This window comes from bacterium (assembly GCA_018830565.1).
Classification (GTDB): domain Bacteria; phylum UBA9089; class JAHJRX01; order JAHJRX01; family JAHJRX01; genus JAHJRX01.
The window spans coordinates 25,724-42,332 of the sequence record JAHJRX010000079.1; the positions used below are offsets into that span (position 1 = coordinate 25,724).

The following is a 16,609-nucleotide window of genomic DNA, read 5'->3' on the forward strand; positions in this document are numbered from 1 at the left end:
AAAGAAGACAAGAATTATCAATCTTTACCCAACGAAGTATTAGACTGTCTAGAAGAATTATTAATCAAGAAAGGTAAGTTTAGATGAGTGATGGTTTATTAACTAAAGAAACACTTGAGGTTGAATTATTAAAGAAGAAAGTAAAAGGACTTTCTTTAATTGTGGAAATTATTAAAGATATTAACTCTACCTTAGATCTGGAATCACTTCTTAAAAAGATTATCGAAGGAGCTACTTTCATTTTAAATTCAGAAATTGGTTCGCTAATGTTATTTAATCAAGAGTTTAATTGCCTTACCATTAAGGTAGCCAAAGGATTAAGTAAAAAAGTGATCCAGGAAACAAGAATCAAAGTTGGGGAGAGTTTGTCAGGTTGGGTCTTTAAGCATGGGAAACCTTTATTAATCTCAGATATTGAAAAGGATAGCAGGTTTGCTAAAGAGAGCAGTGAAAAGTATTATAATAAATCTTTTATTGGCACTCCCCTCATTGTCAAGGATAAGGTTATGGGGGTAATCAATATTAATAATAAGATTTCTAAAGATGTTTTTGTGGTGGATGATCTTTGGTTATTAGAGACTTTTGCTAGCGAAGTAGCCATAGCTATGGATAATTCTAAGTTATATGAAGAAACAAAGAAAAGAGTAGAAGAATTATCTAATATGACTAAAGAACTTGCCGCCAGTAAGTTGGTTGTTTCTAAAGTTAATCTGCTTTTAGACAAGAAGCTTTATGATTTAACGCTCATTAATAAGATTAATAAAGTCGTAAATCCAGCTTCTCGGCATAAGGATGTGGTAATTGCGGTAGTTAAGGTAATAAACGAAATTATTGATTACCATATTCTTTCTTTTCTTTTAATAAATGAAGAAGAGGAGGGGGAATTATTCATAGATTCTCCCTACTCGTTAGATCAAGGATGCCTTAAAGAGATTAAGACCCAAGTTATAGAAAAGTATAATAATTTTTCAGATAGATTAGAGTTTAAAGAAAGTAAGGTCAAGGAAGTCTTTTTAAATTCTATGTTAGTAGAAACAAGCCAGGTAAGCAATGCTGAGATTGCTTCCATTTTATTCTTACCTATCAAGACAGCTAATAAAGTAGTGGGCCTGATCTTTCTGGGGCAATTTAAAAGAAAAGCCTTTAGCAAAGAAGATCTTCGACTTTTAACTTTGATCCGAGATCACTTAATGATAATTTTAGAAAATTCTCTGCTTTATGAAAAATTAGAGAAGCTATCTATTACTGATGGATTAACTAAGTTGGCTGTTCATAGACACTTTCAAGAAGCCTTGATTAATGAGCTAAAAAATGCAGCCGTGGATTCTCATCTTGTTTCATTATTTATGATTGATATTGATTATTTTAAAGAATATAACGATCGGTATGGGCATCCTACCGGAGATATTGTCTTGCGGGAAATTGCTCAAATCTTGTTAGAAACTACTCGAGTTACCGATATTGTGGCTAGATATGGTGGAGAAGAATTTGGAGTTATTTTGCCCTGGACAAATAAAGAAGAAGCTATTGTTTTAGGGAAAAGGATTGTTAAGAAGGTAGAAAGCTATAAATTTCCTAAAGAAAGTAATCAAAAAGGAAAGAGGATTACGGTAAGTATTGGATTAGCCACGTATCCTGATGATGCTTTAACTAATGTTGTTTTAATCGAGGAAGCAGATAAAGCTTTATACCAGGCTAAAAAGGAAGGTAAGAATCAAATTTGTTTTTGTAAAGATTTAATTATCGAGTATGTTCATAAACTACCTATTAAAGCTAAAAAAGTAGTGGTGCTCGGTGATTTTAATAATTGGTCGAAAGATAAACATTTCTTAGAAAATATTGGTGAATCGAAGTGGAGGATTAAGATTAAACTCTTTCCTGGCAGCTATAGGTATAAATTTTTAATCAATGAGACTATTTGGCTTTCTGATTCACAAGCTACTGAATATATAGAAGATGATACCGAAGAAAAAGTTTCTCTTTTGGTGGTGAAATAAAGATGAAGTTTACTTCTAAGATTCGGAATTTTGCTATTGTGGCTCACATTGATCATGGTAAATCAACTTTAGCTGATAGGTTGATTGAAGATACCAATACTTTAGGAAAGCAAAAAGTAGAAAAAGATCAAATCTTAGACAATATGGATTTAGAGAGAGAACGAGGAATTACCATAAAAGCTCATCCCATAAAGCTATCTTACCAAGTTGAAGCTGGTCAAGGCGAAACTTATATCTTAAATTTAATTGATACTCCTGGTCATGTTGATTTTACTTATGAAGTTTCTCGAAGCTTAGTAGCTACTGAGGGAATAATATTGTTAATTGATGCTTCTCAAGGAGTAGAAGCTCAAACCTTGGCTCACGCCAACTTAGCTAAATCCTTATTTAAAAAGATTATTCCTTGTATCAACAAGATAGATCTACCTAATGCTAATTTAGATTCTACCCTACACCAGATTGAAAAAGCGCTAAACTTAGATCCTGATGAAACTATCTTAGTCAGCGCTAAAGAAGGGATAGGAATTAAAGATTTATTAGAAGCTATTATTAAGAAAATTCCCCCACCCCAAGGAAATAAAAATGAACCTCTTCAAGCTTTGGTATTTGACTCCTGGTTTGATCCTTATAAAGGAGTAATAATCTACCTTAGAGTAGTCAATGGTTTGATTAAAACAGGAGATCAAATTATCTTGATGTCTAATCATAAAAGCTACATAGTTACCGAAGTAGGAGTATTAACTTTAGGTTTACACCCTAAGGAGAAATTAGAAGCAGGAGAAGTAGGCTATATCTTTGCTGGAATTAAGGATATAGAAGATGTGAACATGGGAGAGACGATTACTTTAAAGAGTAATCCTGCTTTACAATCTCTACCGGGTTATAAAAAAGAAAAACCAATGGTCTTTTGTAGTTTTTATCCTATAAATTCTTCTGATTATTCAAAATTAGGCGAGGCTTTTAAAAAATTAAGACTTAATGATGCTTCTTTTACTTACGAAGGAGAATCTTCTAATGCTTTAGGATTTGGATTTAAGTGTGGGTTTTTGGGAGTTTTACATAAAGAGATTATTCAAGAAAGGATAGAAAGAGAGTATAACATTGAGTCAATTCTTACTTCTCCTAATGTCTTGTATCAGATAACCAAAAAAGATCATAGTGTCATTGAAGTTAGTAATCCGGCTTTATTTCCTAATCCTGGTGAAGTCTTAAAAATGGAAGAGCCTTATATTTTAGCCACCATTATTACTCCTTCTGACCATATTGGTCCTTTGATAGATTTACTTAATAGTCGAAGAGGTAAGCAAAAATCTTTTGTCAGCTTAGATGACAAGAGAGTAATCCTTGCTTACGAGTTACCCTTAGCTGAAGTCATTATAGATTTTTACGATAAGTTAAAATCCTTGAGTCATGGTTATGCTTCTTTTGACTATGAACATATTGGCTATCGGGAAAGCAAGTTAGTTAAATTAGAGATTTTAATCTTAGGCGAGGTCATAGATGCTCTTTCCCTGGTAGTTTTTCACGAGAAAGCCCAGACCACAGGAAGAAGTATAGTCGAAAGACTACGCGGGATAATTCCTCGTCAGAATTTTGTTCTCCCTATTCAAGCAGCGATAGGTAGTAAAATTATTGCCCGAGAAACTATACCTGCCTTTCGTAAGGATGTAATAGCAAAATGTTACGGAGGGGACATTACCAGAAAGAGAAAGCTATTAGAGAAACAAAAATTAGGGAAAAAGAGATTGAAGCAAGTAGGAAAAGTAGCTATTCCTCAAGAAGCCTTTCAAGCGATCTTGAAGATTTAAAGAAATGAATTACTTGGTCATTTTTTTCGCGGTTATTATTTTTTTCTCTTCAAATTTATGGGCAGAGGAAAAGGTAATTATTGAACAGGCAGAAGAGTTAAGTTTTGAGGGTAAAGAAGAAAAAAGAGTGATCAATCTTACCGGTAATGTTAAACTTCTTCACGAAAAGACTACCTTGCAAGCCCAATCAGTCCAGTTTTTTCCACACCTGAAAAGATTAATTGCTGAAAAAGAAGTATCCTTAAAGGATGAAGATCAGGAAGTTTTTGGGGATACTTTAAGCTTAAATCTAGATAACTATCAAGGTCAAATGATCAATATCTCTTCTTATCATCAGCCTACTTTTTATAAAGGAAAGGTAGCCCATATTAAAGCTAAAAATCACTATGAGATTGAAGAAGGGGACTCAACTACTTGTCGATGTGAACAACCTCATTATACCATGGAAGCAGAAAGTATTGATTTAAAGATTAAAGATAGAGTTTTAGCTAAGCATATCTTTCTTAAGGTAGGGGGGACACCTATATTTTATCTTCCTTTTTGGTGGTCTTCTTTAGAAGACAAGCATACTCATTTGAGTGTTAAGCCTGGCTATAGCCAGATAAATGGCTGGACAACCTCAGTTAAGTATGGTTATTATTTAAATAAGCTAAATTCAGGTTTGTTGTTATTGGATTATTATGAGTTAAGGGGTTGTGGTTGGGGAATTAATCATGGGTATAACTTTAAAGATCAAGGTAAAGGAAGATTGAATTTTTATTACCTCAAAGAAAGAAAAGAAGATTTAAAGATTAAAAAGAGGTGGAATTTATCTAATTATTACTACCAAACTTTTCCTAATGATTTGACCTTGGTCTCTAATCTTAATTACATTAGTGATAAGTCTTTTAGTAAAGACTATCTGGAAAGTATGGATGGTTTTATAAATGAAATTACCTCAAGTATTTCCTTAACCAGGACCAGGCCAGCTTATACCCTTAGAGGTACTTATGACCGATATGATCTTTTAGATAGAGACAAAGACGAGATGATCAAGAAGAAAGAAAAATTGCCCGAGATCACTTTTGATACTAAAAAGTTAGAAATTAAGAGAAGTGGTTACTACTATAAAGTTTTTACTCAATTAGGAAGAACATATCAAGATCGATATTATCGTAATTTCTGGGAAGGAAGAGTAGAGTTTCTTAAAAGTTACTCTTTGAGAAGATATAAGATAGGCAAGTGGCTTTCTTTTTCTCCTTGTTTGGGAATAGAAGGGGATTGGAAAGATCAGGAGAGTGTTTATCAAGAGGATCCTTATTTTAATGCTCATTATTATACTAATCTTTCCCTGCCCATAAATTTTTATTCTGGAAAAATTAGAGTTATTCCTCAATATAGTTATAAAAGAAGTTTAAAAGATTTGAAGAGCAAAGAAAATGAAGTAAAGTTAAATTATCTTCATCCCCTGAGAAAGGGTATAAGTTTTAATACTACTTTTGGATATAACTTTTTAAAGAAGGAATATAATAATTTAATTTCTCAATTAACCCTAAAAAAGCAAGAGATTAAATTAAGAGATGGCTTAAACTTAAAAGAAGTTAGTTTTATTTTAAATAAAAATTATAGTTTAAAAAACCAGAAGATAGAGAGTATTGAGGGTTCTTTAACTTGTAATCTTGAAAAAAACAAGAAAGACTACTATCTATCTCTGGCTAATAGCTATGTGCCTGAAGTTACCTGGCAACTTAAGAGTAAGTTTTCTACCAACTTTATTAAATATTTACCATTAAGTATAGCTATTTGGTATGATTTAAAAAGACAAGAACTTCAACAAGGGGAAATAATCTTAAAGAGAGATCTTCATTGCTTGGAGTCAGAGTTAAATATTCAAAGATATAAGACTTATGGAAGTAAGCCATGGGAGACAAAAGTTTTATATAAGATTAACTTAAAAGAATTTAAGAGATTACAGTCGAGTATTTTTCAAGGTGGAAATGTAGGAAGTTTTGGCTGGGGAGATATTTTTACCAACTAAGATCCAAATAAATCAAGTTGGCAAAAAGTAGTTAAAGAAGACGGTAGTCCTTAGACCATAGACTCAAGACGGCCAGGGAAGGTTTTTGTTAATATATGCAATCTGATAAATAACTTGTATTTCCACCCCCTACCCCCGCCAGCGGGGGATAAGCTCGAGGCTGTCCCCCGCTGGCGGGGGTAGGGGGTGGATTTTCCCTACGAGGTATGTCAACTTAATTAATGGATTGCATATAACTACTATAGTAGTCAGAAAATAAAGATAACTGAAGGCTGAACGTTTATTTTTATAAGGAGTTTTAATGTTAAGACAAGATATAAATATCCAACAAAGACAAATCTTAATTCCTCAACTCCAGCAAAGTTTAAAGATTCTTCAACTTTCAAATGTAGAATTAATAGAGGAAATTAAGAATGAAGTGTTAGAGAATCCTTTTTTAGAAGAAGTAGAAGTATCTCCTTTGGAAAGGTTAGAAGATTTAAAAAAAGAAAGGGACTTGGAAAAGGTTATCCATGATCTCGAAGAAGAGGCAGCAATATCTGGAACTTTAAAGAATCCAGATAATATCGTGAGAGAATCTCAAGGCATCGAATGGTTAGCTTCAGAAGAAGATACTTTATACCATTACTTACTCCATCAACTTCAACTTCTCTCTTTAAGTGAAAAAGAATTCCTTATTGGCAGACTCCTTCTAGAAAGAATAACACCTAATGGCTATTTAGAGGGTGACTTAGAATCTATTGCCGAAATAGTTAAAGAAGAAGTTAAGGCGGTAGAAGAGGTTTTACAGAAGATTCAGAACTTTGAACCTCCAGGGATAGGAGCAAGAAATTTAGAAGAAAACTTACTTATCCAAGCTAATTATTTAGGCATATTAGATCAAAACTTAGAGCAGATTATCAAGAGTTATCTACTTAGTATCCAGAAAGGCGAATATAAGAAGATTGCTTTGGGTTTAAATATTTCTCAAGAAAGAGTGCTGGACTATATTAGCCAGATTAAGACTTTAGAGCCCAAACCTACCAGGCTTTACGGAAGAGCAAATCCTTTATATCTAGTGCCAGATGTCATCATTACCAAACAAGATTCTAGCTATCTAATAGAATTGTATAACGATTGGTTGCCTCCTCTTCAGATTAGTTCATACTACACCTTCTTATTAAAGAAGGAAGATATTCAAAAGGAGATTAGATCTTATCTCATCGAGCGATTAAAGAAAGCTAAATGGTTTCTCAGAAGTATTGATCAACGTCAGCAAACTATTTTAGCTATTGCTGAGGCTATTTTTAGCTATCAGAGGGAATTTTTAGAAGACGGGCCAGATAAGTTAAAAGCTTTAAAGATGGAAAGCATTGCTAATTCCCTGGGAGTTCATTTAAGTACAGTTAGTCGAGCTGTGGCTAATAAATATCTTCAAACACCACTTGGTTTTTTTAGCTTTAAATACTTCTTTGCTGGTGGAAAAGAGAATGCTTCTGGCGAGAAAGTTTCTAAAGTAGGGATCAAGGAGATCTTAAAGAAAATTATAGATCAAGAAGAAAAAGATGCTCCTTTAAAGGATGAAGAGATTATTGGAAAGCTTAAAGAGCAGGGTTTTAAGCTGGCTCGTCGCACGATAGCTAAATATAGAGAAGAGTTAGGCGTCCTTCCTTCAAATTTAAGGAAAAAGAGATCAGGTTAAAAAAGGAGTAAAGTAAGAAATGAAAGTTACCGATGAAATTATTAAAAGTCGTCTTGAAAAATTAGAAAGACTAAAGGAAGAAGGAATAGATCCTTTTGGAGGCAGGTATGAAGTTAATAGTAATTCCCAAGAGATTAAAGAACATTTTAAAGAGGGGGAAGAAAAGACAGTCAAGATAGGAGGAAGAATTATCTTTCTTCGTCAACATGGGAAGGCTTGTTTTGCTAACATCAAAGATGCCAAAGGAGAGATTCAAGTTTATGCTAAATATGATCTTTTAGGAGAAAAGAATTATCGTTTTTTTACTAAGTTAGACATAGGAGACTTTATCGGGGTTTCAGGTAAAGTCTTTAGAACCTTAAAAGGAGAGATTACTATCTCCGTAGAAGAGTTTACTTTTTTAACTAAGTCCTTACATCCACTTCCAGAAAAGTATCATGGACTGCAGGATGTTGAGCTTCGTTATCGTCAAAGATACTTAGATTTAATGGTCAATAAGGAAGTGACGAATGTTTTTATTCTTAGAAGTAAGATTATTCATAAAATAAGGGAATTTTTAAATAAAGAAGATTTTTTAGAAGTAGAAACACCAATGATGCATCCTATTGCCGGAGGTGCCCTAGCTCGTCCTTTTGAAACTTATCACCATGCTTTAAATATGAAGCTTTTTTTAAGAATTGCTCCTGAGTTATATTTAAAGAAGTTAATCATAGGGGGTCTTAATAAAGTTTATGAATTAAATCGTTGTTTTCGCAATGAAGGAATCTCTATTAAACATAATCCAGAATTTACCATGATCGAGATTTATCAAGCTTTAGCTGATTACTTAAGCATGATGGATCTCACCGAGAGATTAATAAAATTTGTGGCTTTAGAAACCTTAGGTTCTTTAAAGTTATCCTATCAAGGTCAACCAATAAACTTAGAGGAACCTTGGAGAAGAATGACCTTATTAGAGGCGGTCAAGAAATACACTGGAGAAGATTTAACTTCTTTGGACAAAGTGAAAGAATTGGCTTTAAAGTTACAAGTAGAATTTCAAGAAGAAGAAAATGAAGGAGAAGTCTTAGACCATATCTTTGGAAAATATGTCGAGCCAAATTTAATAGCCCCTACTTTCATTATGGATTATCCTACCGTAGTTTCTCCTTTAGCTAAAAAGAAGAAGGATCCTTTGTGGGTAGAAAGGTTTGAATTATACATGGCGGGACAAGAACTCGGTAATGCTTATTCAGAATTAAATGACCCTTTCGAGCAAAGGGAAAGGTTTAAAGCTCAGAAAAAGGAAAAGATGGATGAAGATTTCTTGCAAGCTTTAGAATATGGTCTTCCACCTACCGGCGGGTTGGGGATTGGTATTGATAGATTAGTCATGATCTTAGCTGATGTTTCTTCAATCAAAGAGGTAATATTATTTCCCCAGCTTCGACCTACAGAAGATTAAATATTTACTTTATTTTTAAGGAGGAAAAAAGTGATTCAGTTATTAGTAAAAGGTGGCGTGGTAATGATTCCCATCTTTATTTGTTCAATTATCGCTCTGGCTATTATCATTGAAAGAGCTTATGTCTTAATAAGACTTAGAAGAAGATCCAAAGAATTTATGCCTAATTTGAGAATGATCTTAGAGAAAGAAGATTATCAACAAGCCAAATTTTTTTGCGAGGAAGAAGATTTTATAGTGGCTTTGATCTGGAAAGAAGGTTTAGAGAGAATCTTACAAAAAAAGAAAGATTTCAAAGAAGTAATAGCTCATAAATCAGAAGATTTAGTCTTATCCTTAGAAAAAGGGTTAAATACTTTAGCTACCGTAGCTCATATTTCTCCTCTTTTAGGATTATTAGGGACCGTGACCGGAATGATCAGAGCTTTTATGGTCGTAGAGCAGTTAGCAGGAAGAGTTAACGCCACTTCTTTAGCTGGAGGGATTTGGGAAGCTTTGATTACTACCGCCGCTGGATTAGTAGTAGCTATTCCAGCTATGGCTGCTCACCATTATTTAGTAGATGGAATCAATCATGTAATTAAAGAGATAGAGGAAGACTCCTATCAGTTAGTAAGCTTGATTGGTGATAAAGATAAACCATCAGGAGATCTTTTATGAAGTTTAGGAAAGTTTTAGTTTTAAAGGCTCGTCTGGATATGGCTCCATTAATTGATGTTGTCTTTTTACTACTGATCTTCTTTTTGTTAACCTCCTCTTTTGTTTTACAACCAGGAATTAAAGTAAAGTTACCTAAAGCTAAAACTACCGAGATATCAAAGGAAGAAGAAGTGTATATTACTATTGATAAGGATAACTTTCTTTATCTTAATGAAAAGTTAATCCCTGAAGAAGAATTAAATAAGAGATTGCTAAGGCTGGCTAGCGAAGATCCTAATAAGTTAGTCATTGTCAAAGCAGATCAAGATGTTCGACATGGAAGGGTAGTCGGAGTATTAGATCAGATAAAAAGATCAGGTTTAAGTAAATTAGCCATTGCTACTCAGCCAGAGGAAGTAAAGAGTCAAGATTAAAGGTGGAAGATAGCCAAGAAGGAAGGGTTAATGAAAGAAGTAAGATTTACTAAATTTCTCATGATTTCTATGTTTATTCATCTTGTTTTTGGACTAATATTGTCGAGAGTACCTATAAATTATAATCGATCTTCTACTTTTAAAGTAATTGAAATCTCTTTAATAGATCTTGTCCCTGATAATTATTTAGTAATTGCTAAAGGCATGGTCAAAGAGATTTGCGAAAGAAAAGAGATGTTAAAATTTAAGGAGAAGAACAAAAGTAGTGAGGTAAAACTTACCTCACTGTTAGAGAGTTTTCAAGCTAAAAAGGAAGGAATGATAGAGGAAGATCCTTTAATTTTAAAGAAGTTAGAAGAGGTTAAACCTAAAAATCGTTTAAAAGAAGACTTTATTTCTAAGCAAGTCTCTATCACTAAGGAAATATTGCCGTATCAATTAAATTCTGGTTTGGCCATGGCCAAAGACATAGAGGAGGAAATGCCTATTTCTTTTCCTCGGGCTAAAGAGAAGGAAAGACTAATGATCCAAGAAGATAAAGATTTATTAAATAATATTACTTGCACCACTAAGATTAGCGGCCCTGTATTTCTTAGAAAAATTTTACATCAAGAAAATTTCCCCATTCCTTCTTGGTTAGAAAGAGAAGGAATTACTTGGCGAGGTAAATTTAAATTTTGGGTGCTGCCCGATGGTTATGTAGATAAGGTCTCAGTAGAAGAGTCTTTTGGTGATAGAAGGGTAGATTCTTTAGCTTCCCAAATTATTTCGAAATGGAGATTTTCAAAACTCCCAGATTATTTAAAGGAAAAAGAAGAGTGGGGGTTAATTGATCTAAAAATCTTGTTGAGATAACGACCTAATCTTACTAAGGAGGAATACTATGGCCAAAATATTGATTGTTGATGATGAAAAGGACTTAGCTATTACATTAGGGGATATCCTTGAACTTGAAGGGCATCAGGTAACCTCAGTATTAGATGGGTATAAGGCAATTGAGGAGACAAAGAATACCCATTATGACCTTGTCCTGATGGATATTAGATTGCCCGGGATAAATGGGGTGGAGACATTTATCCAGATTAAAAAGATTGACCCGAAGGTAAAGGTAGTGATGATGACCGGGTTTGCGGTAGAGGATTTGATTGAAGAGGCAATTAAACAAGGGGCTTATGCCTGCATCCATAAACCATTTGATTTACAGAAGGTGATAAAATTAATACAAGAGGTTATCAGCGAAAACAAAAAGGTAATCTTAATTGCTAATGGTGATAGCAAAACAAGGGAAGAGGTCCAGTCGGCACTTGCTGAAAAAGGTTATCGCACCTGCACAGCCAGGGACAGCAAAGAAGTACTTACAAAACTTAAAGAGAAGTCCTATCATTGTATCTTAGCTAAATATAAGTTTGCCTGAAGTAAACGGCTTAAGGATATTAGAAGATGCAAAGAAATTATATCCTGATATTGTGGTTATTATTATGGCGGATTGCGACTTATCTGAGATGCTCAAGGATAAAAAGCAATTATCTGTTTATGCGTATATCAAAAAACCAATTGATATTGATGAATTAACTAAGCTACTCAAGGAGGCGAATCTGTAAATAGGAGGTGAATCAAGGTGCGATATACAGTTATTATTGAAAATGGAAGAGAGTCTGGTTATGTTGCTTTTTGCCCTATATTAAAGGGTTGCGTATCGCAAGGTGCTACAAAAGAAGAATCTTTAGCTAATCTTAAAGAGGCAATGGGCGGGTATCTTGAAGCCCTTATTGAAGATGGAATAAAATGTAACTACTCATAAAATTGGGGGAAAAACCATAAAGATAAACCACAAAGTTCACAAAGAAAATTCACAAAGTTCACAAAGATTTACAATATAATTCATTTTCATTCATTCTTTGTGTCCTTTGTGCTTCCTTTGTGCACTTTGTGGTTAAATATTTCCGAAAAGATTTTGAGTAGTTACGAATGAATTAAGGAGGCAAAAACAATGTATTTTCCAACAACTAATGCCGAGGAGATTGTTAACATCGTTTGCGGTATGGAGATAAGGGACACAGATGTCGTCTTGATCCTGCTTGGCGAAAAGGATATGCCGGATGTTACCCGGATGATTTCGGGGCTGAATGAAAGTGGGTTAAAGTTTTTTGGCGGGGTCTTTCCCGGTCTTATTTACGATGACAAGAAATATGAACAAGGGGCGGTGATTAAGGTTTTGCCGGCATTAGCCGGTCCGTACTTGATTAAGGGGCTTGACACTGAACAGATTGAGATACCCGATTTTTTCAGCTACCCAAACAAAAAATATACGGCTATGGTTCTTGTAGATGGGCTGACCTCAAATATCGCCTTATTCCTTTCCCAACTGTTTGACCGGCTGGGCAATTCTGTCCATTATTTTGGTGGTGGGGCAGGTTCTATTACCCTCAAACCACAACCCTGCCTTTTTTTACTCGGGAGGGATTTGTCCAGGATGCCGCCGTGGTTACCTTTATCAAAGCACAATGTAAACTTGGTGTTGCCCATGGCTGGAAAAAACTTGCCGGACCCATTGTCGCCAACAAAACCTGTAAAAATGTAGTCATGGAACTAAACTGGAAAAACGCCCTTACCGTGTACCGGGAAATAGTAGAAGCTGATTCAGGGATTAAGCTATCTATAGAAAACTTTTATGATCTGGCAATGCGGTATCCCTTTGGGATATACAAAGAAGGGGCTGAGGATATTGTGCGCGACCCGATTATGACAAATGAGAAGGGAGAATTAATCTGTGTAGGTGAGGTGCCTGAGCATAGTCTGTTAAACATCTTAAAGGGTGAGCCGGACTCCCTTATTCAAGCCGCAGGCAAGGCAGCTAAAGAGGCTTGCGGAAAAGAAATCCATTGTCCTTTGGTGGCTGACTGCATCTCAAGGACACTTTTCCTGAGAGAGGATTTTATCAGAGAATTAGCCGCTGTAAAGGAAAATCTTGTGGTGTCAGACGCGTCTGGAACAGGTGAGCAAGGTATTCCCGCAGGCATGTTGACCTTAGGTGAAATCTCATCTTACGGTGAGACAACATTAGAGTTTTTTAATAAAACTATTGTGATAGGAGGATGTTATAAATAAAAATGATCGGTCAGGGGGAAAAAGAATTACCTTTGATGATATGATAAGTATCCCCCGCTGGCGGTAGCTGGGGGTGGAATCTCATCCACTGGTGGGGATTAGGGTACTGATATTTGGCGGCAGAAGGTTGAGAGGCTTTGAATATCCCCCGCTGGCGGGGGTAGGGGGTGGAATGAACTCTGATAATACAAATAACTTTGGCTATCAAAAAGAATTACAGCCTTTTGCAAATACCTTGCGTAAAAATATGACAAAGGCTGAGGCTTGTTTATGGAAATTTGTTTTACGAGCCGGCAATATGAAAGGATTTATCTTTCGCAGACAAAGACCGGTTTTAAAATATATTGCTGATTTTATGTGTAAAGAATTAATGTTAGTGATTGAGGTAGATGGGATAACACATCAACAGGAAGAAGTAAATGAAAAAGATAAAATTAAACAAAAAGATTTGGAATATGCAGGATTTAAAGTAATACGATTTAATGATGAGGAAGTATTAAATGATATTGAAAATGTGAGAAGAGAAATAGAATTTAATGTTGAGGAAATTCAGGGAAGGAAGGAGATTCCACCCCCTAACCCCCGCCAGCGGGGGACAGCCACCCCCTAACCCCCGCCAGCGGGGGATATTGCCTGCTGAGGGAGTAGAGCACCCCTGGCAGAGGTCACTAACCCCCGCCAGCGAGGGATATAATAAGTGTTGAAGAGTAATGAGTCAGTGATTGGGGGAATTTGTTTTAGCGGAGTGAACTTCACACACCCCTAAATCCTTTCTTGAGAGAGGTTAGTGGATTATATCCCCCGCCAGCGAGGGATAGGGTACTGATATTTGGCGGCAGAAGGTTGAGGCTCCGAATATCCCCCGCTGGCGGGGGTTAGGGGGTGGAATCTCCTTCCTATAGAAATCCCTCCCCCAATCACTGACACATTACGTTGAAGAAACAAGATATCGGGTACGACTACTACCCATTTAATCAAAATAATTTCGATTTGTGCAGTCAAGCAGCTATTTTGCAGAAGTCTTCAGATATTATAAAAGGAGGGTGTTATGAATAAAAATGACCAACCGATATTAGATAATCTATCATTGGTCTATGAGCTATCCCTTTCTATCGGCAAGTCATTAGATTTGGTGGCAAATTGTGAGGGCTTCCTGAAAACCCTTATGTCCCGAAAAAATCTTTCTTATGTCTCTGTCTGGATAAAAAACAAGTATCTGCCGGATGAAACAGATGAAAGTTGGGCTACCCTGGTTTATGCCCATCCTCTGGCTCGGGTAGGGGAAAAACGGATTTCTGTTGAACACCCCATCTTTTCGTTATTAAAAGGCAAGGATGTTCTCTTCGTTTCATCTGCCGAGGATACCTTTGCCCAATTACTTGTTAGCGAAAAAGGGATTACAGAAGGGGGACTGCTCATATTCGCCTTAGGAGAGATAGGTGTGTTAAAACTTTTTTCTCTTGCAAAAATATCGGAAGAAGAAATCAATCAACTTAAAGCACTAATCTACAAGTTCACTATTTCTATTGAGGGTTGCCTTGCATATCAGCAGACATTAAGAGACCAAGAGCACCTTGAGGAGTTGGTAAAAGAACGTACCGAGAAGTTGGCAGAAAGCGAGGAACGCTTCAGTCAGGTAGCCGAAAGTGCTGATGAATGGATATGGGAAGTCAATGCAGATGGGTTATACACTTATGCCAGTCCTATCGTAGAAAAAATATTGGGCTATAAACCAGAAGAAATTGTCGGAAAGAAACATTTTTATGATTTTTTTGCTCCGAATATAAGGGTAGAATTTAAAAAAGCAGCCCTTGATGTTTTTGGCAGAAAAGAAACTTTTACAGGATTTATTAATCCCAATGTCCACAAGAATGGCAATTTAGTTATCTTGAAAACAAGTGGATTGCCAATCCTGGATGAGAAGGGGATTCTTCTTGGATATCGAGGTGCAGATGCAGATATTACTGAACAAAAACAAATGGAGGAAAAGATTATAAAGGCAGAAAAACTTGCCGCCGCTGTTCAGATTGCCTCTGAGGCTGCCCATGAAATAAAAAATCCATTAGCCGTTATTAAGGCTGGGCTTTATTACTTAGAAAAAATTCTGCCTGAGAATGAGACGGCTCAAAAGACACTTTTCCGAATGAATGAAGCCACACAAAGGGCAGTTACCTATATTAATGACCTGCTGAATTTCTCAAAACCACCTGTCATGGCGTTAAAACCGGTTGATCTCCATAAGGTTATTGAGGACTCTATTAACGAACTACATCAAGAGATGTTAACCGTGATAGAAATAGAGAAGGATTTCGCCCTTGATGTGCCACTTCTAACAGCAGATCCTGACCAACTCAAACAAGTCTTCGTCAATCTCATCAAGAATGGGGTTGAGGCGATGAGGGAAAAGGGAAAATTAAAAATTAAAAGTGAAAAATTAAAAATTAAGGAGGAAGAGATTGTTCAGGTAAGCATTTCTGATACGGGTAGAGGGATAACAAAGGAAGACCTGAAACATATCTTTGACCCGTTTTTTACCACAAAAGGTAAAGGCACAGGATTAGGTTTAGCCATTTGTCAACGCATTATTGAGGCACATAAAGGCGGGATTGAGGTTAAAAGCGAGGTAGGGAAGGGGACGATGTTTGTGGTTAATTTGCCGGTGCCAGCCATTGACAGGGAGGTTATTTGAATGAAGGATACACTCTCAGAGATAACTAATAGAATTGTGGATGAAATAGCTCCTGATAAAATTATTCTTTTTGGTTCAAGGGGGAAGGATGGAGGGACACAGGATAGTGACTATGATATTTGCATATTAAAGAGTGGTGTTGAGAACAGAAGAGTGCTTGAAAAGAGAATCTACCGGAGACTCTTTGGTGTGGGAGCGGCTGTGGATGTCATAATCGAAACCCCTGAGAAGTTTAAGGAATTGAAGGATAAATGGTTTCTTGTTCACAGTGAGATTGCAAAATTTGGGAGAGTGGTTTATGAAAGATAAGGAATTTGTTCTGGAATGGTTGAAGAGAGCAAAAAGCCATCTTGCAAGGGCAAGGATGGGCAAAACATCTGAAGAAGTATTGTACGAAGACCTTTGCTTTGACTGTCAACAGGCAGTTGAAAAGACTATAAAGGCATTGCTCATCTCCCGCAATAAAAAATTTCCATGGACCCATTCTATTGCAAAACTATTAGAGTTAGTCTTAGAAGAAGGCATTGAGATTCCTGACAAAGTCAAAATGGCAATAGACTTAACAGACTATGCAGTAAGAACAAGATACCCTGGAGAGATAGAACCGGTTGACGAGGAAGAATATGAGGAGGCATTAATACTTGCAGAAGATGTGTATAATTGGGCAGATAAACTTATACTCGATGTTCAAGTTTTTTGATCTGTGCAATTAGAAATCACCACATACTTGAACTGTTTGACTTGTAATTAGGGTGATTTACCGCAAAAACACAAAGATTCTTGATTTATATG

The 16,609-nt window shown here is 35.9% G+C and carries 17 protein-coding genes; all 17 read left to right on the forward strand.

Features of this window, described 5'->3' with window-relative positions; translation table 11 throughout:
• The first annotated feature begins 83 nt into the window (after positions 1–83).
• The 17 genes from KJ849_07600 (at position 84) to KJ849_07680 (ending at position 16,517) form a co-directional block, all read left to right on the forward strand.
• Positions 84–1,997, forward strand: coding sequence for a diguanylate cyclase (locus KJ849_07600; GenBank protein ID MBU2600421.1), 1,914 nt, complete (start codon positions 84–86; stop codon positions 1,995–1,997).
• 2 nt (positions 1,998–1,999) lie between these two features.
• A complete protein-coding gene (gene lepA / locus KJ849_07605) occupies positions 2,000–3,805 on the forward strand; it encodes a translation elongation factor 4 (protein MBU2600422.1) in 1,806 nt (601 codons plus the stop codon).
• 4 nt (positions 3,806–3,809) lie between these two features.
• On the forward strand, positions 3,810–5,822 hold the full coding sequence (locus KJ849_07610) for a hypothetical protein (GenBank protein MBU2600423.1): 2,013 nt from the start codon (positions 3,810–3,812) through the stop codon (positions 5,820–5,822).
• 301 nt (positions 5,823–6,123) lie between these two features.
• On the forward strand, positions 6,124–7,503 hold the full coding sequence (gene rpoN / locus KJ849_07615; GenBank protein ID MBU2600424.1) for an RNA polymerase factor sigma-54: 1,380 nt from the start codon (positions 6,124–6,126) through the stop codon (positions 7,501–7,503).
• A gap of 19 nt (positions 7,504–7,522) precedes the next feature.
• Complete coding sequence (gene lysS, locus KJ849_07620) at positions 7,523–8,947, forward strand: lysine--tRNA ligase (GenBank protein MBU2600425.1); 1,425 nt, start codon at positions 7,523–7,525, stop codon at positions 8,945–8,947.
• Between the two features lie 30 nt (positions 8,948–8,977).
• Positions 8,978–9,607 (forward strand): MotA/TolQ/ExbB proton channel family protein, encoded by a 630-nt coding sequence (locus tag KJ849_07625; GenBank protein ID MBU2600426.1) that lies wholly within the window; start codon positions 8,978–8,980, stop codon positions 9,605–9,607.
• Positions 9,604–10,020, forward strand: coding sequence for a biopolymer transporter ExbD (locus KJ849_07630; GenBank protein ID MBU2600427.1), 417 nt, complete (start codon positions 9,604–9,606; stop codon positions 10,018–10,020). The genes KJ849_07625 and KJ849_07630 overlap by 4 nt, the downstream gene beginning before the upstream one ends.
• 30 nt (positions 10,021–10,050) lie before the next feature.
• Positions 10,051–10,875, forward strand: a complete 825-nt coding sequence (locus KJ849_07635) for an energy transducer TonB (protein MBU2600428.1) — start codon at positions 10,051–10,053, stop codon at positions 10,873–10,875.
• A gap of 28 nt (positions 10,876–10,903) precedes the next feature.
• On the forward strand, positions 10,904–11,434 hold the full coding sequence (locus KJ849_07640; GenBank protein MBU2600429.1) for a response regulator: 531 nt from the start codon (positions 10,904–10,906) through the stop codon (positions 11,432–11,434).
• Positions 11,427–11,621, forward strand: coding sequence for a hypothetical protein (locus KJ849_07645; protein ID MBU2600430.1), 195 nt, complete (start codon positions 11,427–11,429; stop codon positions 11,619–11,621). Before KJ849_07640 ends, KJ849_07645 begins: the two co-directional genes overlap by 8 nt.
• Before the next feature lie 17 nt (positions 11,622–11,638).
• Positions 11,639–11,821, forward strand: coding sequence for a type II toxin-antitoxin system HicB family antitoxin (locus KJ849_07650; protein ID MBU2600431.1), 183 nt, complete (start codon positions 11,639–11,641; stop codon positions 11,819–11,821).
• Positions 11,822–12,010: 189 nt separating this feature from the next.
• A complete protein-coding gene (locus KJ849_07655; GenBank protein MBU2600432.1) occupies positions 12,011–12,601 on the forward strand; it encodes a hypothetical protein in 591 nt (196 codons plus the stop codon).
• A complete protein-coding gene (locus tag KJ849_07660) occupies positions 12,502–13,128 on the forward strand; it encodes an FIST C-terminal domain-containing protein (protein MBU2600433.1) in 627 nt (208 codons plus the stop codon). Before KJ849_07655 ends, KJ849_07660 begins: the two co-directional genes overlap by 100 nt.
• A 172-nt stretch (positions 13,129–13,300) precedes the next feature.
• The gene (locus KJ849_07665) at positions 13,301–13,738 is read left to right on the forward strand and encodes an endonuclease domain-containing protein (GenBank protein MBU2600434.1); all 438 of its coding nucleotides are present in this window, start codon (positions 13,301–13,303) and stop codon (positions 13,736–13,738) included.
• A gap of 438 nt (positions 13,739–14,176) precedes the next feature.
• A complete protein-coding gene (locus tag KJ849_07670) occupies positions 14,177–15,817 on the forward strand; it encodes a PAS domain S-box protein (GenBank protein MBU2600435.1) in 1,641 nt (546 codons plus the stop codon).
• The gene (locus KJ849_07675) at positions 15,818–16,126 is read left to right on the forward strand and encodes a nucleotidyltransferase domain-containing protein (protein ID MBU2600436.1); all 309 of its coding nucleotides are present in this window, start codon (positions 15,818–15,820) and stop codon (positions 16,124–16,126) included.
• Positions 16,116–16,517, forward strand: coding sequence for a HEPN domain-containing protein (locus KJ849_07680; GenBank protein ID MBU2600437.1), 402 nt, complete (start codon positions 16,116–16,118; stop codon positions 16,515–16,517). The genes KJ849_07675 and KJ849_07680 overlap by 11 nt, the downstream gene beginning before the upstream one ends.
• Positions 16,518–16,609 lie beyond the last annotated feature (92 nt).